Here is a 21,097-nt window from a genome sequence, read left to right on the forward strand (position 1 = left end):
TTATCGTGATGCTTCAACACAGGAAGGAGCCTCCGGCAATGGAAGCTCCTTGTACGGAATTGCAGACGAAGAAAAGCGACGCAAACCGTATTTCAATAATCTAACCTCTTGACGGTCAACAGAATGGTTTCCATATCGATCAATGCCTCGCGAATCTCTTTAGGTAATTGAATTTCCAAATAAACGCCGTCAAACCGGATCATCACTTCAATAGCGGTCAGAGAAAAGATGGTGTTAACCGCTGCCGACATGCAGTAGTTTGTTGTACGAAGCAAGATTTCACTATTGTATGTAATGAGAGATACATAAAAATCATCGGCAGACAGCTTAAATGATAAAGGTAGAAGCAGACCGTTTGTTGTTTTTTTGACTGTGATAGTTTGGTAATGAGAATTCACATAAGGGAGATTGGATGACCACATTGTAACGCACTCCTGAAGCCTCTGAATAGCCGCTGGCGTGTCATTTATGATTGTATCAGCGATCTGCTTTAACAACGACATAAACTGTGTAATGGACAATCGCAGAAGGTCGCGGCGGAAATACAATATCTTCTGAATCTTATCGATCAACAACAAGGCGTCATTGGTCAATAATGAATCCAATATTCTAATCTTCCATCCGGTGATTTTTTCAAACCAATTAAGCCAAAAGGATGAAGTTGAGTCATGTTTATGATCGCCGACGATACCAACATATTTGTATTCGCCGCCAACTGCCTCCAATTCAATGATAGCTTTACTTAAGCTTGTGGAGTGTAGGAACTTAGATTTCATTTGAACCGATCGTGTTTCAATTACTTCAACGACTGCGGATAATTGTTGATTTTTCATATTGTGAATCAATCCTTTCAAAATGTATTAATGAAACAACACTACCGACGGTTGATCGAAAGTCATTTATAGTGAATGTCGGTATGTATGATGGATGGCAAGACGATGCCGTATTTCAGGCAATCGCCGCCAAACCATCCATCACATCACAATGCCGTAACTATCTGATTAGGAACTTATCGTAATGGCCGGTTACATCATTCCTTGCTCTTTCAAACTTAGGAACCGATTGTCTCCAATTATGACGTGATCTAAGACCTCAATCCCGACAACATCCCCAACTTCGACAAGTCGTTTGGTTAATTGCACATCCTCCGGCGAAGGGCTTGGGTCGCCGCTTGGATGATTATGTGCCAGCAAGATGGATGCACTGCTTCTTTTTATTGCGGCACGAAAGACCTCTCTTGGATGAACAATCGCACTATTCAAACTCCCAATAGAAATCGTATCTTTTTGAATCAAGTGGTTTTTAGTATTCAGATGTAGAATGCAAAAATGTTCCTTTTGAAGATACCGCAATTCAGGCGTTAAATAATCAGCCGCATCTTTTGGACTGCGGATGATGAGTGGAGAACCGGACGGCATATTTAATCTTTTAGCAAGTTGTAGAGCAGCCATGATTTGATGAGCTTTGCGGGGGCCGACTCCTTTTATGCTCAACAATTCTTGCTCGGTGACATCCATCAACTCAATTAGAGAAGGGAAACGGGAGAATATTTCTTCAATGATATAGGATCCGGTTTTTTCAGCCAATGTTTCAGCGAACAGGGATTTGATTGATGACAACTCATATAAATTCATTTGGGCAGCCTCCATTAATAAATGCAAAAAGGAGAAGTCGCGGCGACTCCTCCCATTGCAAGATGTGATGAAATTCGATAAGATGAATACAAGGATTATTTCTTAGTCGCTCCGTTATCGGGCGGCTTTTTCTTTTTGTAGACTGTCGATATCAAGCTGAATTAGTGCAGTACGGACGAGAATCCGACAGTAGGTCTTCCCTTCTTCCGTATGGAGTGGAGCATCTTTATCCATCGTCTTCATCAATGATCGCAGAGAGCTTCTTTTCTTCAATAGTTCCTGCATCTTAGCCATGCCTATCACCTCCCTTCGTACAATGGAATGCAGTCCCCATAAGCGTTATGTTGCAACACGTCGCAAGCACCGCCTTATCGATGTCAAATAACGTCGCCTACGCTCGGATTACTGAACAGTAAAACTGATAAGAACAGTAATCTTCGAGTTCAGCAATGCGACAACAGCGTACTTTCCAGCGTCAATCGGAACGCTGTAAATGTATCCTTTTTGCTCACAGAATCCGAGATACTGCTTCTGGCTGTTGCATTTAAATGATTGATAATTCATCGCCGATTCACCTGCCTTCGTTGCTTTTGAATTCTGAGTTGTTTTCAAGTGCTTGCTTTAGCTGCCTGCGTTCGATGCCGTTGAAGTTCATGGGGAAATTCCCGATGGAAATAGGCCAGCATCCAGCGTGACGCTGTCTCCTCGTCAACCTGATAAAACCGCCGACAATACGAATACAACAGCGTCCCAGCAATACGGATGCCTCCATTTCTCACAAGCTGTTTCAGAACTGCTGTTAATTCCTCCGGTAATTCGCCTTTTGTAACCATGTGCTCACCTCCATTCATCGCTCCGGCTAATCTCACATCCGGAGATTTTGTCCCTGTCAAATGCCAACACAAATAACCCGCTTTGACTCAAGCAGGCATGTATTGGCTTATTGCTAGATGAACCAACTACATATTGACTTAGTAAATTTCGCAATATGAATGTTAATCCACATTGCTGCTCCTCCAATGTCTTTACCTCGATTTAACCTGCACTCCAGCACTTTCCCGCATCTAACACAGCTACGATCTGCGACATGTCTCAATCGTTCATCTGCAGATACCTCACTTTCGTTCTGGATGCCTCTCACCATCTATATCCTCGCTGTCAAACAAAATCACAAAAATAAAAAAGGGATGCAACCTGTCTGTTACGGCAGATTACATCCCAATATGGCCCGGTAGGGCATGAAACGGCTGACCGGGGTACTTCAATTATGCATGGTGGTACCGAGGGAAATTATATACAATTTTTTGGCTCTATTGGCTGCTCATTTTCCTTTGGCTGTCCACAGTCTGAACAAACTCTTGAGCCATCTTCAAAATGAACCGAACTTCATCCGGTCGCCGCTCGACCAACAACGAACGCAAAATCTCTACCATCATCCGCTTATCGTCAGCAGCATTAACACTATCAATGTCCTTGAAATTGAATACTTCACTTGGCATGATATCCAAAGCCGTCATTATCTTATCCAACGATTCGAGTGTCACATTTCTGCTTCCACGCTCTATGTCTGAAATATATGAAAAGCTCAATCCGCATTTTTCTGCTAATTCTTCCTGCGTCAATCCTCTTGCTCTGCGAACCAACCGCAATTGCTCGCCTACAAGCCGCAATAAACTATTCATGCAATCAGCCTCCTCTTCCAAGCGTAGAGAGGAGCAAAAAATAGATACATCATTGAATAGTGTAAATATTGTAGGAATTCCGCTGTTGGTTATAGTAGAATAGTCACTATGGAATCATCTACCATATAGTGCTACCTGCTCAATAGGTGGGTGAGGTATCCATCAGGATATTCAATGCCTCGGTTATAGTAAGGAGATGATCGCTGAACCAAACATAGCAAGACGTTCGCCGCGGCTACAAATTCTCGACTTCACAAATTCACACGATTTGGGGGAAAACACATGAACAAGAAGAAACTTGCATCAGTACTTATGGCCGGTGTGCTAACAATTGCATTGGCCGGACAAGCAATATCCGCACCAATTGAGTATGGAGAAGAACTTAAAAACGCACCACAATCAACACCCTATGTATCGTTCACCGACTTACAGCAGTCGCATTGGGCGTACAACTACATAGCCAATATGGTGCAGAAGAAAGTTCTTGAAGGTTATGTTGACAACAAATTCAGACCGGAAAATACAATTACACGTGCCGAATTTGCTACGATCATTGTCAAAGCATCCGGTATTAAACCAGCTAAAGTCAACTACGCCTCTTTTAGCGACGTTTCCGTTACCAACTGGGCATCACCGTTCGTTGAGTCCGTAAAAGACTATATGACAGGATACCGATTGGCTAATGGTCAATACAACTTCAACCCGGATACACCAGCGACCAGAGAGGACATAACTGTAGCCATCGTTAAACTAAAAGGCTACGATGCCCGTCTTGCTAATCGAGCGGCTGTAGAGCCTATGTTCAAAGACTTTGAGAGTATTAGTGAAAGTGCGAAGGATTATGTTGCAATCGCCGTCAAAGAAGGATTGGTTAGCGGCTATCCTGATGAAACATTCAGAGGACAAGCGACGATAACGCGAGCAGAGGCGTCTGCTTTGCTATACAGAGCCTTCCTCTATGGAAATGACAACAAGGGAGTCGGAGGTCAAGGGGGCTCATCTACAACGCCTACGGCACCAGTAACGCAACCGCCGACGAATCCGCCGACAAGCACGATTCAACCGCAACAACCTACAAAGGCGGCCAAATTTAGCGTTGATACGCTGGTAGGTGGCACAGGAGCGGGTGATGTAGACGGGCCAGTAAGTGTGGCTAAAATCAAATATGTGGATAGTATGGCGTTAGACAAGGATGACAACGTCTATTTCCTTGACAGCAGTAGTAAAAAAGTTCGCAAGTTCAACAAGTCAAATGGAACTGTTGAAACGTTAATTCTTCGAGATCCAGAAATAGGGACAAAATATCAACTGAATGACTCTAAATATCAGAACTTAAAGTATAATCCTGCAAGTAGTAAGATGTATCTAACTGTTTATTCAAAATACAACTACTCAGCTATTTATGAGATCAACCCTACAGTAACCACAGCGACATATTATATTGGATTTGACAATAGTTTTACTAGTCCTTACAATTTCGACAATTTTAGATTTCTAACATTCACTGATGCCAACAATCTCATCTCAGGTAGTTCTAACCATAGCGGTAGTGCCCTCATTATTAAGAGTAAGACGGATGGCACTGAGGCAACCATTCTGGGAAAGAGTAATGAAAATTCAATTCCCTATATCGGCTATAATTTTTATACTCATCATTACAGTACCATCGATTCTATAGCAACCAGCGATGACATTTGGATTCTTGATGCTTACGAGAAAAGTCTTACAAAAATTCATGTCTTCCCACGTAAAATCGAGACGATAAAGAAATTTGAAAATCTGGCATTTGATACGATAACGACATACAATGGCAAATTCTATACATCAATTGGGGGCACCATTTACGAGATTGGCTTAGACGGCCAAATTTCAATTTTCATCGACGGAAAGGACCTGACATATAACGACGGCAACCCAATTATGAAGATCAGCCATTTAAGTTTCGATAGTAAGGGGAATGTAATTCTGTATGACGGCAACAACAATGCGATCCGTCGAATTAATTTGTAGGAGGCAGAAAGCATGTACTGTCCAAAGTGCGGGAAGGAAGTACAAGACGACGACATCTTTTGCCGCTCGTGCGGGAACCGGATTCAAGCTGAACAGAACAGCATTCCGCCAAGTGCAAGTTCACCCAATACAAACTTCAATACGAATCAGGCGTCCATACAGACTCCAATGTCGAGTGAAGAACAGGAGCTTTGTACATTTGTCGGGAGCAACGCGGATTTTTATCTAAAGAAATGGAAGTACAAGGATAAAGGGTGGAACTGGGCCGCTTTTTTCTGTGTATATTTCTGGTTAGCCTACCGCAAGATGTACCTTAATCTGATGATTGTATTCCTTGCCCATATCCTCGCAATCCTCTTATATTTAACAATAATTACTTCTAGTGTAGGTGAGACAAGTGCCCTCTTGAGGTTGATTTTACCTTTTGTTGTATCCTTGGTATCTCTTTTTATTTTCCCATTCTTCATGGGCTTCTATGGAAACCGTATGTACTACAACCACGCTACAAGAAAGATAGAGCATATAAAATCCAAAATATTAAACGAAGCTGAACGTGAAAAGCGGATACGTCGTCAAGGCGGCGTTGGTGTGGTTGATTTGTTTCTGACAGGAATCATTTTCATTCTCATTGTAGTGTTGCTTGCAATGATTGAGATGAACCGTCTGGAATCTATGTATTAAAGGCTGAGAAGAGTGTTGGATAAGCCGACGCTCTTCTTTCTATATTTTTGCAAGACAGGGTTACAAAATAAGGAATGGCTTTCTTATTAGAAGGTCAGTCAAGTCGAGCAAGGATCAGTAACACGTTCCGGTCTTGTAATCCCTTATATTTCCGGGAATATTCGCGGTGTAGAGTGAAAAAGTATCGAAAACCAGGGATCTCTGCCCTTTAGCAGACATTCGATAGTCACATCCCCTGGTCAGGGTTCAATTGATGGGCTGCTGCACCACTTTATTGCTAAACACCTAATTCGCCGGAAGGCGGGATATCATTGTTCATATTATCTAAATGTCCTCGTAGATATATGAAATAACTAAGCATAAAGTGAACATCTGGGAGATTCTCATGCATTAGCTAATTCATTTATGATAGGGATGATTATGGATGATGCGGAATGCCCGGTAAAGCTGCTCAACCAGAATGGTCGTTTTGAGTCCCGCATCCATCTCCATTTGACTAAGCATCAGCTTCTCATCGTATTGAGCGGAGTTTGAACCGATTATAATGGAAACGTCTGATTTTCCCGATACTCCTAAGTCATTAATTTTTGATGCAAGTTCCTCTGACGATAACGTTTGTTTAGTGCTGGCTAAAAGTATCTTGTAACTGCTGTCGTTAAGCTTCTTCTCAAGCTGCTCTTCCTTTTTAAGTTGAATCAGCTCAATCGTGCAGTACCGACCTAACCGTTTCTCGTACTCCTTAAAAGCCTCAAGGTAGAATTTCTCCATCTTTTCGTTGATTATATATATTGTTAATTTCATTTGGCACCTCGATCTCAAACTGATTTACTCCCGACGAACGAACATAGTATAGCATTTTGTTTGTCTTTTCTGAAACTCGCATTACACTTTGACGAATACTGTATAACTGGTTCCTCAGACCAGGTGTTTCGACAAGATAGGTAGTTCTTTTGTATGGGAAATGATTGATAAAAGGAGGAACAAGCATTAAGATAGAAAATAGGTAAAATTTGGGCGATTGGACAGGGGTTGATTATTATTACTGACTTTTCAGCTAACGCACAAGCTTTGGGATACTTCTACCAAGCCAGATATGCATTATATATGTTATTGAAGTCAAATCCTGATTTACATATTTCTATCGAAAAGCTGGATGATATTTCTTTTGAGAAAGAGGGAACTCCCACTGAATTAATTCAAACAAAACATCATATGAACTCAATCTCTTCCCTGACGGATTCTTGCTCTGATTTATGGAAAACTATACGTGTTTGGAGTACAGCAGTTCAAAATGGCGATGTTAGCACTGAGTCAGTGAAATTTACTTTGATCACCACAGGAGTAGCCCCCGAAGGATCAATTGCAAGTAAATTGTATCCTTATCAAGAATATAGGGATGTCTGCTCAGCAGTGATACTGCTTAATGAGGTAGCTGAAAATTCAAAGAGCCAGTCGAACAAGCCGGCCTATGAAGCCTATTTAGGGTTATCTGAGGTACAACGTGAGCAACTAATAAGCTGTGTATATGTTTTAGATGCATCACCTAATATAGTAGATACAAAAGAATATATCCTTAGAGAGTTAAGGTATGCCACAAGGCCACATTTTAAGGAGGCAATCTTTCAAAGGTTGGAAGGTATCTGGTTCAATAAGGTGATACAACACCTATCTACGGATTCAGTAAATACAATTTCACAAATAGAGATTGTGGACTTTATAAACGATCTACAAGAACAGTTCCATCAAGATAATTTACCAATAGATTTTTTAGATTACGTTGCTCCAGCGGAAGAGTCAATTGCAGAGAATCAGAGAGTTTTTATCGAGCAGTTAAAGTTAGTTACGGTCGGTCAACCGCGTATTCAAAAGGCAATCAGCGACTATTATAGGGCTTTTGAACAACGTTCTAGGTGGATAAGAGATGAATTATTATTTGTAAATGAACTTGAATCGTATGAGACTCGTTTGGTTGATGAGTGGGAACGGAGATTTGAAGCTATGCAAGAGGACTTTGAAGACGACTCAGAGATACAAATCAAAAGAGCTGGAAGGGCATTGTTCAATTGGATGGATCAAGAAGCTAATATCCACATTCGTCCACGTTGTACAGAGCCCTATGTAATGCGAGGAAGCTATCATTTACTTTCTAATCGACTAAAGGTAGGTTGGCATGCTGATTTTATTAATAGACTCCAACACTTAATGGACAGAACGTTGGAGGGAGTGAGATGAAAACATGGTATGAACGACCTGAAGAGATTGCAAATCTATTGAATCCAGCTTTTTGTGGTGAAGTTATTCGTCGCTGTATTACAAAATACTATCAGAACACAAGCGTACCATTTCAATATCCTCTTTTGTATTTAATATTACCAATTGTACTACATAAAGCAACAAGGGGGGAGTTTCCTTCCTCTAGTCGTAAGCAGATGCATGCCTGGCTACAGGAAAATCAGCATGTACGTATAGGTTTTGCGATTAGAGCAAAGGAACTGGTGCCAATTACTAAAGAATCAATTGCCTTTCTAATGCAATTGGATTCCTTGATAATTGATGGTAATGGGAGTATTCAAGTTCGTAAATATAGAAAAGTTAAATTGGAAGGTCATACGGACGGAGAGATAGCTGACATAATGAATAAAGCTGAAATGATAGGCAAGTGGTTTTCTAGTGCTGGAACTGTTCCAACGATATATACCATGTGGGGAGTGAAACCTTAAATTGCAAATACTTGAGATAGTATTGTATAGCCACAAAGGTCAAAAGCGAGTTGTAAACTTTGAACCTGGGAAAATTAATATAATTACAGGTAGCTCGGGTACTGGAAAGTCGGCATTAATTGAGATTGTTGAATACTGCTTGGGTAGAGGGAAGTGTCTTGTTCCCGAAGGAATTATCCGGGATGCAGTTTCATGGTATGGGATTAGATTGAAGTTTGAATCTGACGAGGTATTTATAGGGCGGGCTAATCCTGCGAAATCGGCTCTTAGCACAAATGCATCTTATTTGGAAATAGGAAGCGTTGTTCCCAGTCCAGATAGTATTCCAGCAGCAAACACAACTAATGATGCAATCTCAGATTTTTTGACGCAGAAAGTAGGAATTTCACCAAACATTCATACACCTCCTATTGGCCAAACGAGAGACGCTTTAGAAGCAAATATCAAACATGCTCTTTTTTACTGCTTCCAACAACAAGATGAAATTGCAAGCAAACGGTATCTGTTCCATAGGCAATCTGAAGACTTTATGAAACAGACAATTAAAGATACGTTGCCTTACTTCTTAGGAGCAATTCAAGAGGACAGGCTGGCATTAGAGCAAGAGTTTGCTCGTTCTAAGCGAGAATTGAAGAAAGCGGAGCAAGTGCTAAAAGAAGCTGAGTTGATTAGAGGAGATGGCGTTAGTAAGGCTGTTAGTTTGCTCTCAGAAGCACGCGAGGTTGGCTTAATTGATGCCGCGGCACGGTACCAAAATATTACCTTGTTTGAACTGGTAAAGCTCTTACAGCCCTTGTCCGTTTGGAAACCAGGAGAAGTGGAATTCCCCGGAGCAGAAAAGTTAACTCAACTTCAAATGGAACTTCATCAAACTAGAATTGAGTACAATGAGAAAACAGAGGCAATTAGAGCTGCAAAAACGTTTGTCAATGAAGCAAATGGATACGCAGCAGAGATGCAACAACAGGAGTTTAGACTGGAATCAATAAATCTGTTTAATACTGATCACCACGACTCTAATACTTGCCCACTATGCTCTAGTGGAATGACAAGGTCAGTTCCGTCCGCCGCTGCAATTAAACAATCATTACAAAACGTGAAAGCAAACTTGGAAACAGCAGTTAAAGAGCGACCAAGGCTAAGGGAATATATAGATAATTTGGAGAAAGAACAAGAAGTATTGCTAAAAAGGCTGCAAGAACTGAGTCAAGAAATTGATGGCATTTTTCGAGAGCAATCTGCTGCCAGACAGCTAAGGGACCTAAACGTTAGACGTGGTAGAGTAGCAGGGCGTATTAGTTTGTGGTTAGAGAGCGTTAATTTAGATAATGACATAACTAAGTATAAAGAAGCAGTAAATCAAGCTAAGCAAAAAGTAAGCCTACTGGAGGGTCAATTAGATGAAGAAAATAAACAAGAGAGACTGTACTCAATTTTAAATCGAATTGGAATACAAATGACAGAATGGTCTAATAATTTAAACCTGGAACATAGCGGTGATCCTGTAAGATTCGATTTGACCAATGTGACGGTGGTAATAGATAGAGAAGAGCGGCCAATAACGCTAGAAAGAATGGGAAGTGGACAGAATTGGGTGGCCTATCATTTATTAGTACACTTAGCACTTCATAAGTTTTTTATTCAACATGGAAGACCTGTTCCTAGATTTTTATTTTTGGATCAGCCTACACAAGTTTATTATCCTAGAGATGAGGATAGTAAGTTACTTGGATCATTGAACCATTTAGTCGACGATGATAAGTTAGCTGTGAAGAGAATGTTCGATTTAATATTCAATGTTGTTGAGAGTCTTTCACCTAATTTTCAAGTAATCATAACTGATCATGCAGATTTAGCTGATACTCGGTTCCAATCATCTATTGTTGAGCGATGGAGAGGAGACGCGTTGATTCCTGATGAGTGGAGATAAATGCATTGTTTACTGTAGTCTGAACGCATATTCAATATGATGAAGACATGGAGGGATTGGCGTGCACCAAATTACTGATATCGTATTTTTTCCGGATGTCCTCAGATTACCCAAATTAACGCTGAAAGAAATATGCACAGATTTAATGCTGGAGACTAATGGTACAGTATTCGACCTATCAACCAGAATTTGGGACACTATTAATGCTGGAAACCGTGAATTATTAGAACGTTGTAATAATAGGTTATTAGCGGGGAAGACGTCCGTAACGTGGTTTAAGATCGAGAACGAAGGGGCTTTACGTGGTTTCAAAGCAATGTTAGAAGGGTTGCCAAGAAATCCATTTGAGCACATAAACGAAGTACTGCCGCGTGATGTAACTTCGGAACCTGTTCTGATTGCTGCTTCTGTTGGTCATAATGACACTGATATTTACTTGCGATATATGTACAATAGTGGTAACCGGAGAGAAGTAAATGGTACGAACGTTCAAATTGTTCCTAAATGTGAAGTGGCAACAGTATTTATTAACCAAGAGACTGACCTTATTGAAGTGAGAACAGATTCAAGGAATGCTAACAATATTGCATCACACATTGCAAGGATGATCGGTCAACAAATAACCTTAGAGCAAAAGAAAATACTTGCTCCTTATGGAAATAATGTTGAACTTATAGCGAATGTTCTTCAAGGTGAACTAGTTGATGCTACATCAACACCTGAATTTATTTTTGAGGACTTCAATGAACAACATACTAAGGCTATTATTGATATTCTCAATGCTTTGAACACCTTCTTCGATGAAGAAGATGAGGCTGGACTGGTTCAAAACTTAAGACAATCTTCTCAGTTCTTCGGAGAACATTTATTAACCACACCTTTTGTAGCTCTTATTCTGAACGGAATGGAAAGAGTGGGGTTAAGGGTAAATGAAGGTGATTTAAGGGGGCGTCCATTGTATGATACTTTACGTCCCTATTTGCAACACCAGGGTGGATTCATTAAGTTTAACCGCCCTGTAAACGGTGTAGAAAAATCATTTACGGTGAGAGTAGGATTAACATCAGATAGCATATACTTTACTACACCCGCAACGGAAGAGGTAATTGAATTTGTTCGTAATCAGGTTATAATATAATTACTTAACTTAATTTATAACTGAGGAGGGAGAACATGACAGTAACTTTGAAAGAAAAAAGGGAACTGAATAACTTTTTAGACCTTTTAGCTTTTAGCACTGTTAAAAGGTTCTACCCTACTGCAGCTATGAACTATACCCAAGTGACTTCGTTAGAGGATACGTACGACTATTTTCTTGACTTAGTGGAGTCAGGGGAATTAAGCATTGTATGGGAAGTTAAATGTACATCGGAAAAGATTATTTGTGCAAGAAAATTAGACGATGCTCAGTCAAAAGAAATGCTTTTAAATAAAGAAGTTGCTTGCGATATATGTGGGCATGAATTCACTGTGTCCAGTAATGATTTGTTTCCTGCGTTTGAAATTTCAACTGAGTATAGAGAAATAGTACGAGAAGATAAAAAAAAAACATCAAATCGCTTGAAGATAAACAGACACTTCGCCAAAGTATAAGGGGAGTATTGGATGCTGTAAGGATCGGAGAACAGCAAAATCCATCACTAAGTAACTTACCTCCAAGAACAACTTTAAGAATCGATCGTGTAGAACATTTGCATATACATACGGGAGATGGAGATATGAATAATCATGATAGAAGTGTAACTTTTAACGGGAGTGTGTCAGGAAATACAAACGTTAACACTGGCGATAATGTAGACCAGGAAATAACAGTTAATGCAAATGGAGCAGCAGAAGTATTCGCTCAACTAATAAAAGATATCCATGAGAAAACAACTGATTCTCAAAGAGCCCAACTTGAGTTCTTTGCAGAAAAACTCAAAGAAGCTTATGACAATAAGGATAAGGAAGAAGGCAAAAAGCTTCTAGGATTTCTAACAGGTGCACTTGGAAACATTGGTTCAATTGCATCAATCGCAAGTTTGTTCGGCGTAACTCTATAATTTAGCAGAGAGAGGGGAGATCCCCCTCTCCTTTCTTTTTTAGTTTACCCTATCAATAGATACGGTGAACCGTATCATAAGTGACGGCGAAAAATGTCCGAATTCGTTAAAAGTGCTTAGACGGCGAACGAGGTAACCTCGAACAGAATGCCGTCAAGCGCCTTGAAGTAGAGCGTGTAACCTCCGCGCATCGACTTCGGACTACTTTCCTTGCTTGCAAGCCCTGCAGACATAAGCTTAAGAAAAAAATGATCCACATCTTCCCTCGTATCCACGTAGAATCCGACATGAAACCCTTCGGGATAAGTCGGGTTCTCGCCTCCTAAGGCCGCCAACTGGCTTAAGACGAGCGTAAACCCCGCTTTATCCTTCATAACTGCAATCGCGTCACCTTTCCGATCCGCAAGCTCAAAACCGAATATATCAGCGAAAAAGGTAACTGCCTCCGACACACTGTTTACGCACAAGTTTAGGTGGTTTAGCTTCATTCTTTTATTACCCCTCTGTTATTCTAATACCATTAGATTAATCTAATGGTATTAGAATATACTTCTATGCTATACTTGTCAAGTGAAAGGGTGAGTCCGTTGGCTAGGAAAACTCGTACAACCAATACTCCGCTGGACCAGACAAGGATTATTCAGACCGCGTTGCAATTGCTGGATGAGATCGGTCTCAAGGAGTTAAGCATGAACAAAATCGCGAACAAGTTACAGGTGAAAACCGCGTCACTTTATTATCATATCCAAGACAAGGACGAACTGATGGGACTGCTGGCCGATCGAATAAGCAGTTCCATGGAGTGGCCGGATTCGTCTCTTTCTTGGAGGGAGCAGCTTGGGCTCTGGGGTGAGTCTTTCCGTAAGGTCCTTCTCTCGCACCGGGATACGGTGGATCTTTTCAATTCTAGTATAGCCTCGGGCTATGATCGTCTTAAGCAGGTAGAGAGGCTATACGCCCTATTGTCATCTGTAGGTTTCCCGGATCAGCAGGTGCCATGGGTAGCTTCAATTTTGAAAAATTACGTGCTCGGATTTGTAGGAGAAGAGGTAAGGCTGCGGTTAAATGCCGAGCAGGGTGCCATCTCGAATGCGGAGCTAAGCGAACGCTATAACCAATATTATAGTCAATTGCCGTCAGAGGAGTTCCCTACTGTAATCCGTCTGGCTTCGTACACGACGAATTCCGATTGGGCGAAGGAGTTCGAGTTCGGACTTAATGTTTTGACAGAGGGGCTGGCGGTTAAGCTTCAGTAGAATGGATGGGAATCATCCGGCGTCGGAAGTTAGATTGGAAAACGATAGCAAGATAAAAGAAAGGACTGCTCCTTCATGGGCAGTCCTCTTGGCTTGCTAAGAGTTATCTTTGGAGAAATATGTTGTTGATAGTCAGGTTTTTGACATCCCGCTATTTTTTAACCACAGGAACCCAAAATTCGCCGTAGAAAGTGCCGTCACCGTTTTCTTTGCGATAAGTCGCATTGGGACCGCCGATGTAAGCATAGTCAGTGATTTGTGACAAGACTTCGCCAAAAGCACGATAAGTCAACTGATCAAACAAAGTTTCCTTGTCGCCGGTTCCTGCGAGCACTATGTACTCGCTCTCTGGAAAATCGATGAGGCGTGTTGCGTCAGCCACCGTTTTGCTAGCCTCTACCGCGAAATAATTCCACGGTCTGCCTTGATAAACCTCGTTGACTGACCATTCGCGATCATCTTTTGCGGCCGCTTTGAGCTTATTAAAACGCCCGTCAGCCTTGAGCCCTCCCCAAAACTCTGCTTTTTCCTTTTGCAAAGCTGGCATATCCTGAAAATTGGATTGAATTGAAAAGCCATAAGCGGTCAATGTGAATGATTTCTTATGTTCAACGGTGTAATTTGCCATGGGAGTGCTCCTTTGACTAGATTAGCCTGAAACTTTTTTTGCACGAAGCCACATTTCGCCGTAGAATGTACCGTCTTCAGCAGCTTTGACGAATGTTGAGTTGCCAGGCCCAACGTATTTGTAGTCTGTGATTTCTTGCAGCAGGCCACCGAAAACTTTGCCTGTTATTTCGTCGGCAAGGCGGTCTTTGTCAGTGCCTGTGCCAGCCACCACAATGTAGTCCCCAGCGAGAAAGTCAAGGACGACCGCGCCTTCCACGTCGTATGCACCCATCACGCCGAAGCCGCGCCAAGCCTTGCCGTCGATGACGTAGTTGATTTGATATTCTTGCCCGTCAGCGAGCGCGAGAAGTTCGGCAAGCTTGCCGTTTTCAGTGATTTCGGCTTTTTTCGCTGCAGTTTTTGCTGCATTGCCCGCCCAGTCGTTGTAGTCTTCAAGTATAACACCGAAAGCAGTCATTTTGTAATTTTCTGAAATGGTTTGGATGGAGTAGTTAGACATCTTCATCTCTCCTTAGCGGATTTGTTTTTACAAGATTGATACTATTCTCTAAATGTATCAAAAAGCGATACCTTTTATCGAATATGAAAAAGTATTGCAGAAACAGAATCAAACTCGGTACTGGTGCTACATTTCTGATACAATATAATCATGAAAAAGACAGAACGAGTGAACCTGATCATGCGCTTCATCAATAACCGCGCGCATTTTACGATTGCAGAGATTCAGCGGGAGTTCAAGATTTCCCGCGCGACGGCGATCCGCGACATTAACGAGATTCAGGCGATGGGTTTTCCGCTGACGACCGAGCTTGGGCGCGGGGGCGGCTACAATGTCCTGCAAAATCAGTATCTGTCCGCCGTCCGTTTCACGCCAGAAGAGCTGAAAGCGATATTTATCAGCTTTATTGCCTCGAAAAATTCGCAGCTGCCTTATTTGCAAAATCGCCGCTCCATCACTGAAAAACTCATCGGCATCGCGTCGCAAACCCAGCACGACGAGCTGATCGAGCTGAATAATATCTTGCTTTTTGAAAATACAAATCCTGCTAATCCGAATCTTTTGGAACTCGATGATGCGGCGCCTGCGGAGTTGAACCAGTTGATTTCGCTTGCCGCGCGGGATAAGCACTTGCGCTTGACGTATGAGCCGAGTCCTGGCTGGCCGCAGTTGATGGACGTTTTTTTGATTCATATTTTTAACTCAAACGCTCGTTGGCTGGTCGAGGTTTATGATCTTGATACCGATGAGTTTCGTTATTTGCCTGTTGAGATGCTGCGGGATTCTGCCTTTTCTGAGCAGAAGCTGAGGCGGTCTGAGCAAGAGATTTTAAGCAAAAAACGGCTTGGCGCACGTGAGTCCAATCTGATTGTAAAGCTTGATACGACTGGGATTCAGCGCTTTAAGCGCTTACACCCGCCGGGGATTATTTTGTCCTTTACAGGAATGTTCCAGTCGAGTGGGATTTTCAATGCTCAATTGAATGTGACCGATGTTGAGGCGCTAGAGTATTATGCGGATTGGCTTTTGTTTTTGGGGAAAGGGGTCGAGTTTGAACGGATTCCTGATGAGCTGCGCTTGATTTTGGAGGAGCGGTTAAGGGGAAGTGCTGACGCTTTAACAAAAACACGTTAGTCCAATAACCGGGCTGTAACATTCGCAATCCCGAGTTGGCTTGGTGCTGCAGCAACTTCAAAAATTTTAGCGCTCACTCTATATAACATGCGAAATATTAGAACGCCGCGGCGCGCTGATAATTCGCTTTAGGGCATCTCTAAAAGCCTGGTGAAAAAAGAGCGGAGGGGCCATTTGAATCTGGAAAAGCGTAAGCGTTCGCCTTTGAAAACGGATGCTCTCCGCAGAAAAACGAAAAAACAATCCAAAGAATCCGTTTTCAACAGCGATTGGAGGATCAAATGGACGCCGCAGCGGACTTTTTCACCACTCTTCTAAGGTGAACAGAAATGAAAGTGTATTCGTAAATTCAGATGGCGATTTCGATGATGAAGGAAATTATGATTGGTGAAAGCCACTTGTCTCTATGCCAAACATCTGTGTAAACACGTGCAAATCCGGAATTTGCCATGGAAGGGCAATAAGTTCGCCCCGTTCAACTTCGGCCTCCGCTGTTATTTCAGGGAAATCGCCACATGGTTTAAATGGCTTCGGCGCTTTAAAACTCCAAATACGTAATATCATCAATGCCCTCTTTCTCAAATGATCGGTCAAACATGGTTCGATAGGGACAGCCCTTTTCATTCGTCAGGAACACTTCCCTTGGAAATCTTCCAGCGGAAGCCCCCAAAATGCAAAAATGCTACTGACATAATGTTGTCAGTAGCGTTTTTTTATAATTGAACATGTAAACGTATAGGATAGATAAGTAAAAAGTATGTTTTACAACGGCTGTAGAACACAGCCAAACTTATATTAGGAAGGATGATATCTTGTGAATTTCGCTTCTGTACGCATCATTACTGACGACGTGGATCGTCTTGTTGAGTTCTATGAGAAAGTCATGGGGGTTTCGGCGGAGCGACCCGCACCCGTGTTTGCCGAACTCGTTGTACCATCATGCACCCTTGCCATCGGCCACTCCCAGACGACACAGCTATTCGGTACCGGTTCCGTAGTGGGCGCCAATAATCACACTGTCATTATTGAGTTCCGGGTCGACGATGTCGAAGCGGAATATGTGCGCTTGAAGCCATTTATCGATAATTGGGTAATGGAACCGACCATGATGCCTTGGGGCAACCGTTCTATGCTGTTCCGCGATCCCGATGGCAACCTTCTTAACCTCTTCGAGCCGGTGACCGAGGATGCGATTAAACGGTTTAAAGGTAGACATTGACGGGCAGTAAAGGATGGCCTTTCTAACGCACCAGAAGAATATCGGGGAAGGGGCTATGATGTGAAATGGGACTTGTTCATTTTATTAAGCTAATAGGAGGATAGTTCAACAATAATGATTTTTAGCTATACATTGCGTTTAGCTTATGTTGAAATAATAAGTGAGCTTAATCAATGATGTTTGTGGTTAATGGAGAATCGGTCAAGAAGAACATCTGATGCTTCGTTCGAATTTTATAGGCGACGAGCTTGGCTCAGGCTATTATCGTTCACGGCTTATCGTCGATTCCTCCTTCTGGGGGAATCGACTTTTCGTTCGAGGCTTGTTCGAATCATCGTAAAAGAAAGAACGTCGAAAGGGGTAAAAGGAATCGTTCTTGCTGATACTATAAACATTCAAATTGAATTAAAATGGGGTGGGAATATGGATGTGAATGAGCGCATTGTTTCCGCAGGAAACAGGCGCTCATTTTCACATTGGAACAGCTTTCCGGTATTTTAATGCCGCTGTAATTTGCTAAACTTTTAGCAAATTACAGCGGAGGGTTTTTGAATGGTCTACTACCATGATTTTCTAGTCGAGTTACCTCGTTATGCTACCCTCGGAAAAGCCAATGACTTCCCAATCATGGAATGCTGCCCGATTTGTCGGGCGAAGAATCGACTACAACGGCACGGTTTTTATGAACGAAACGTCATCGCTGAGGAATGCAGCTTTCGCATCCCTATTTGCCGACTCTTATGCCCGGACTGCGGAAGGACGGTTTCCATTCTACCGATGTTCCTATTGCCCTACTTTCAATACACGGTGGACTTCATTCTTCGCATTCTGCTCGTGTTCTGGATGACTTGTGGCTGTTTATGTACGCGCCAACTGCGGCGGTTTTATGAAAAGCGTGTATTTGGGAAGTTGACGGAAATGGAACTGTTCATTCGAGAGGAAGGCTGTCTGGAGATACTGCCTAATATACGCAAAGAAAAAGCCATAAAGATGGTCCAGATGATCCAGGCTTTGGGGAAAGCGACCTTCGTCAGAAGGTGGTGGCGTCATCGGATAAGCAGCTTTATGGCAGCACCATTATACCATGGCACACGGGTTGCGAAAACAGAATAACGTTTCCACACACCTTTTTCCTCGCCTCCGCGATAGCCATGCGGTTATACTGTCCACAACGGTTAGCCGGCTAGCCCACCTATACCAAGGAGGCTATTAACCGATGGATGAAGGAATGAGAGAAAAGATTGCTCTGTTTCGCTTTGGCCTAATTGCTCCGCTGTTAAATGAACAAGTGGATCGTACGACGTATTTGGCCGAGGTGTCGGCAAAGAAACACGATGTACCCTGTTACGGGGAGAAACGATATGCCGCCAAAACGATTCTGGAATGGCTGCTCTTCTACCGCCGCAAAGGCTTTGACGGTTTAAAGCCGGGAACGCGTTCAGATCGCGGGCAATCCCGGAAGCTGATGCCCGATCAGCAAGACCACGTACTCGCGCTGCGCAAACAGCATGCAGAAATGCCGATCACGGTCTTTTATGACTATCTGATTACCAAAGGCGAGATTCTGCCGGGACGTGTGTCGTATTCCACGGTTCACCGATTTCTGAATCTGCACGGCTTACTTCATGGTGAGACCACCAAGGCACCGGAACGCAAGCGATTTGCGCATGACAAGGTCAATATGCTCTGGCAGACGGACATGTCGGAAGGGCCGCGGCTTCGGATCGGCGGCAAAGTGATCCGGACATATCTGCTTGCGTTCATTGACGATTGTTCACGACTGGTGCCTTTCGCTCAGTTCGTTCCCACGGAAAAGTTTGACGGACTTCGTCTCGTGATGAAAGAAGCGCTGATTCGGCGCGGAATTCCGAAGATGCTCTACACCGATAATGGAAAGATCTTTCGTTCGGATATTTTGCAATTCGCCTGTGCTTCTTTGGGTATCCAGCTTCTGCATACTCGCAGTTTTGGTCCCCAAAGTAAGGGTAAAATTGAGAGATACTTCCTTACGTGCAAGACCCGGTTTTACACGATGCTCGAGGCAGAACCGGCCTCCTCCATCGAGGAGCTGAACGAACGGTTCTGGAGGTGGCTTGAAGCGGATTACCACCGCAAGCCACACGCATCACTGGAGGGAAAAATGCCGATCGAGGTGTATCTGTCTCAGATTGAGCAGGTCCGAACCGTTTCCGAGCCAGCGATGCTGGATACGATCTTTTTGCGGCGGGCCAAGCGGACCGTTAAACATGACGCCACATTCTCCCTGGAGAACCGGCTCTACGAAGTGCCGGAGACGTTTGCAGGGCAGAAGGTGGAGATCCGCTATGACGAGCGCAGCGTCCATGTATACGAGGAAGGCAAGGCTGTAGCGGAAGCGAAGGTGGTCCGGTTTGCCGACAACGCTCATGTGAAGCGTGACCGTCCGGCGCTTTCATTCAAGGCGCTTCAAGAGTCGGCGGGAGGTGCTGCGGATGTATAAAGCCTTCTATTCGCTTGCTTCCGAGCCGTTCGCCAAGGAGGTGAAGCCTGAGCACGCCTACCCATCCGGCTCGTTTCAAGAGACGAGTGCTTGTCTGTCCTACCTGAAGCAGACTCGCGGCATGGGCATGATCGTCGGCGAGTCTGGAGCTGGTAAAACCTACGCGCTGCGGGTGTTTAGCGATTCTCTGAACAAAGCATTGTACAAAGTCGTCTACTTCCCGTTGTCCACCGGTTCGGTCAATGATTTTTACCGAGGGCTCGCGTTTGGGCTCGGGGAGGAACCGAAAACCCGCAAGGTGGATCTGTTTCTCCAAATTCAGCATGCCGTCACCACCTCGTTTCAGGAGCGAAAGGTGACACCGGTATTTATTCTCGATGAAATGCAAATGGCCAAGGATGTGTTCCTTAGCGATTTGAATCTACTGTTTAATTTTTACATGGATTCGTCGAACCCGTTTCTGCTACTGCTCTGCGGCCTGCCTTTCCTTCGGGACCGGCTCACGCTCAACCACAACCGCCCGCTGGCACAGCGACTCCTGCTGTCCCACCAGGTAGAGCCGCTGACCAAGGACGAAGTGAAAGAGTATGTCGTCCACCATATGAACCTCGCGGGTGCCAAACACCCGATTTTCATGGATGCCGCCATGGAGGCGCTCGCCGTGAGTAGCAAGGGATATCCGCGGCTAGTGAACAACCTTGCCGTCCGTGCCCTTTTGCACGGTTTCCAGCGCAAGGCGGAACAAATTGATGCCGATCTGATCCGCATCGCGGCTGGGGAGTACGGGATGTGATGACGGCAAAAACAAGTCGAGAAGGCCGCATTCTGTACAATACGCGATTCGAATGCTGGGAAATCTGGGACGCCTATTCCCGTCCAGCAGTCGTGCAATGCGGAGAATCCTTTGAAATGAAGGTAGGAGACGCCTTTCTGCCCTGCCGAATCGAACTGGATTCCGATTGGGTGGTTTACTTTCATAGCACCCGGTTCCACCTTCATCCGAGCGTAAGTTACTGGATTCGAGTGTGATAGATGGAGTATACCGTGATCTTGTTTGATGGACAAGTCCTCTTAGCAGTCAGGAGAACCCTGGCTGCTTATTTATGGAAAAAACCTGATGCCGGAATACCGTGACAATGTGAAAAACCGGCGCCAGTATTGCCGGATTATTGTGAAAAACT

25 protein-coding genes and 1 pseudogene are annotated in these 21,097 nt (G+C 43.5%); 16 read left to right on the plus strand and 10 right to left on the minus strand.

The features are described from left to right. Positions 1-92 precede the first annotated feature (92 nt). From SK3146_RS19060 to SK3146_RS19080, 5 genes are all read right to left on the minus strand, one after another. Entirely contained in the window at positions 93-833 is a 741-nt protein-coding gene (locus tag SK3146_RS19060) for a hypothetical protein (protein ID WP_249860308.1), read from the minus strand. A 192-nt stretch (positions 834-1,025) separates the two neighbouring features. Continuing rightward, on the minus strand, positions 1,026-1,634 hold the full coding sequence (gene radC / locus SK3146_RS19065) for a RadC family protein (protein WP_249860309.1): 609 nt from the start codon (positions 1,632-1,634) through the stop codon (positions 1,026-1,028). A gap of 114 nt (positions 1,635-1,748) precedes the next feature. Continuing rightward, entirely contained in the window at positions 1,749-1,928 is a 180-nt protein-coding gene (locus SK3146_RS19070; RefSeq protein ID WP_249860310.1) for a hypothetical protein, read from the minus strand. A gap of 314 nt (positions 1,929-2,242) precedes the next feature. Next, positions 2,243-2,467, minus strand: coding sequence for a hypothetical protein (locus SK3146_RS19075; protein ID WP_249860311.1), 225 nt, complete (start codon positions 2,465-2,467; stop codon positions 2,243-2,245). Between the two features lie 477 nt (positions 2,468-2,944). Next, the gene (locus SK3146_RS19080; RefSeq protein ID WP_249860312.1) at positions 2,945-3,316 is read right to left on the minus strand and encodes a helix-turn-helix domain-containing protein; all 372 of its coding nucleotides are present in this window, start codon (positions 3,314-3,316) and stop codon (positions 2,945-2,947) included. 282 nt (positions 3,317-3,598) lie between these two features. On the opposite strand from SK3146_RS19080, the gene SK3146_RS19085 reads away from it, so the two are divergent. Next, positions 3,599-5,326, plus strand: coding sequence for an S-layer homology domain-containing protein (locus SK3146_RS19085; RefSeq protein WP_249860313.1), 1,728 nt, complete (start codon positions 3,599-3,601; stop codon positions 5,324-5,326). Positions 5,327-5,338: 12 nt separating this feature from the next. Continuing rightward, entirely contained in the window at positions 5,339-6,007 is a 669-nt protein-coding gene (locus SK3146_RS19090) for a DUF2628 domain-containing protein (RefSeq protein WP_249860314.1), read from the plus strand. 399 nt (positions 6,008-6,406) lie between these two features. On the opposite strand, the gene SK3146_RS19095 is transcribed toward SK3146_RS19090, so the two are convergent. Further along, positions 6,407-6,808 (minus strand): 23S rRNA (pseudouridine(1915)-N(3))-methyltransferase RlmH, encoded by a 402-nt coding sequence (locus SK3146_RS19095; protein ID WP_249860315.1) that lies wholly within the window; start codon positions 6,806-6,808, stop codon positions 6,407-6,409. 228 nt (positions 6,809-7,036) lie between these two features. Here SK3146_RS19095 and SK3146_RS19100 point away from each other — a divergent pair, with 228 nt between their 5' ends. The 6 genes from SK3146_RS19100 (at position 7,037) to SK3146_RS19125 (ending at position 12,699) form a co-directional block, all read left to right on the plus strand. Next, positions 7,037-8,239 (plus strand): ABC-three component system protein, encoded by a 1,203-nt coding sequence (locus tag SK3146_RS19100; RefSeq protein WP_249860316.1) that lies wholly within the window; start codon positions 7,037-7,039, stop codon positions 8,237-8,239. Continuing rightward, positions 8,236-8,727, plus strand: a complete 492-nt coding sequence (locus tag SK3146_RS19105; protein ID WP_249860317.1) for a three component ABC system middle component — start codon at positions 8,236-8,238, stop codon at positions 8,725-8,727. The genes SK3146_RS19100 and SK3146_RS19105 overlap by 4 nt, the downstream gene beginning before the upstream one ends. 1 nt (position 8,728) lies before the next feature. Then, the gene (locus tag SK3146_RS19110) at positions 8,729-10,657 is read left to right on the plus strand and encodes a DUF3732 domain-containing protein (RefSeq protein WP_249860318.1); all 1,929 of its coding nucleotides are present in this window, start codon (positions 8,729-8,731) and stop codon (positions 10,655-10,657) included. A 61-nt stretch (positions 10,658-10,718) separates the two neighbouring features. Next, positions 10,719-11,795, plus strand: coding sequence for a hypothetical protein (locus tag SK3146_RS19115; RefSeq protein WP_249860319.1), 1,077 nt, complete (start codon positions 10,719-10,721; stop codon positions 11,793-11,795). A 35-nt stretch (positions 11,796-11,830) separates the two neighbouring features. After that, on the plus strand, positions 11,831-12,250 hold the full coding sequence (locus SK3146_RS19120; RefSeq protein WP_249860320.1) for a hypothetical protein: 420 nt from the start codon (positions 11,831-11,833) through the stop codon (positions 12,248-12,250). Positions 12,251-12,375: 125 nt separating this feature from the next. Further along, complete coding sequence (locus SK3146_RS19125) at positions 12,376-12,699, plus strand: hypothetical protein (protein ID WP_249860321.1); 324 nt, start codon at positions 12,376-12,378, stop codon at positions 12,697-12,699. Between the two features lie 116 nt (positions 12,700-12,815). Here the strand turns inward: SK3146_RS19125 and SK3146_RS19130 are convergent, their stop codons facing one another. Then, on the minus strand, positions 12,816-13,187 hold the full coding sequence (locus tag SK3146_RS19130) for a VOC family protein (protein ID WP_249860322.1): 372 nt from the start codon (positions 13,185-13,187) through the stop codon (positions 12,816-12,818). Positions 13,188-13,388: 201 nt separating this feature from the next. Here SK3146_RS19130 and SK3146_RS19135 point away from each other — a divergent pair, with 201 nt between their 5' ends. Continuing rightward, positions 13,389-13,955, plus strand: coding sequence for a TetR/AcrR family transcriptional regulator C-terminal domain-containing protein (locus SK3146_RS19135; RefSeq protein ID WP_249860323.1), 567 nt, complete (start codon positions 13,389-13,391; stop codon positions 13,953-13,955). 151 nt (positions 13,956-14,106) lie between these two features. Here SK3146_RS19135 and SK3146_RS19140 read toward each other — a convergent pair whose 3' ends face one another. Together SK3146_RS19140 and SK3146_RS19145 are read right to left on the minus strand one after the other, a co-directional pair. Next, on the minus strand, positions 14,107-14,583 hold the full coding sequence (locus tag SK3146_RS19140) for a GyrI-like domain-containing protein (RefSeq protein ID WP_249860324.1): 477 nt from the start codon (positions 14,581-14,583) through the stop codon (positions 14,107-14,109). Between the two features lie 21 nt (positions 14,584-14,604). After that, on the minus strand, positions 14,605-15,084 hold the full coding sequence (locus tag SK3146_RS19145) for a GyrI-like domain-containing protein (RefSeq protein WP_249860325.1): 480 nt from the start codon (positions 15,082-15,084) through the stop codon (positions 14,605-14,607). Positions 15,085-15,234: 150 nt separating this feature from the next. Between SK3146_RS19145 and SK3146_RS19150 the strand changes: the two genes are divergently transcribed. After that, the gene (locus tag SK3146_RS19150) at positions 15,235-16,218 is read left to right on the plus strand and encodes a helix-turn-helix transcriptional regulator (protein WP_249860326.1); all 984 of its coding nucleotides are present in this window, start codon (positions 15,235-15,237) and stop codon (positions 16,216-16,218) included. 214 nt (positions 16,219-16,432) lie between these two features. Continuing rightward, entirely contained in the window at positions 16,433-16,609 is a 177-nt protein-coding gene (locus tag SK3146_RS19155; RefSeq protein WP_249866538.1) for a hypothetical protein, read from the plus strand. On the opposite strand, the pseudogene SK3146_RS19160 reads toward SK3146_RS19155, so the two are convergent. Continuing rightward, a pseudogene (locus tag SK3146_RS19160) lies at positions 16,568-16,867 on the minus strand (LysR family transcriptional regulator); the annotation flags it as partial. The gene SK3146_RS19155 and the pseudogene SK3146_RS19160 sit on opposite strands and share 42 nt — an antisense overlap. A gap of 165 nt (positions 16,868-17,032) precedes the next feature. Here SK3146_RS19160 and SK3146_RS19165 point away from each other — a divergent pair. The 5 genes from SK3146_RS19165 to SK3146_RS35290 all read left to right on the plus strand — a co-directional run bounded on the left by SK3146_RS19165 (position 17,033) and on the right by SK3146_RS35290 (position 20,945). Then, complete coding sequence (locus SK3146_RS19165; protein WP_249860327.1) at positions 17,033-17,437, plus strand: VOC family protein; 405 nt, start codon at positions 17,033-17,035, stop codon at positions 17,435-17,437. Between the two features lie 552 nt (positions 17,438-17,989). Beyond that, entirely contained in the window at positions 17,990-18,550 is a 561-nt protein-coding gene (locus SK3146_RS19170; protein WP_249860328.1) for a DUF6431 domain-containing protein, read from the plus strand. 103 nt (positions 18,551-18,653) lie between these two features. Continuing rightward, the gene (locus tag SK3146_RS19175; protein ID WP_249860329.1) at positions 18,654-19,916 is read left to right on the plus strand and encodes a DDE-type integrase/transposase/recombinase; all 1,263 of its coding nucleotides are present in this window, start codon (positions 18,654-18,656) and stop codon (positions 19,914-19,916) included. Continuing rightward, positions 19,909-20,709: an ExeA family protein gene (locus tag SK3146_RS19180; protein ID WP_249860330.1), complete on the plus strand. Its 801-nt coding sequence runs from the start codon at positions 19,909-19,911 to the stop codon at positions 20,707-20,709. Before SK3146_RS19175 ends, SK3146_RS19180 begins: the two co-directional genes overlap by 8 nt. Further along, a complete protein-coding gene (locus SK3146_RS35290) occupies positions 20,709-20,945 on the plus strand; it encodes a DUF5348 domain-containing protein (RefSeq protein ID WP_434006801.1) in 237 nt (78 codons plus the stop codon). Before SK3146_RS19180 ends, SK3146_RS35290 begins: the two co-directional genes overlap by 1 nt. Positions 20,946-21,097: the final 152 nt, after the last annotated feature.

Source organism: Paenibacillus konkukensis, from assembly GCF_023523925.1.
GTDB classification, from domain to species: Bacteria; Bacillota; Bacilli; order Paenibacillales; family NBRC-103111; genus Paenibacillus_S; species Paenibacillus_S doosanensis.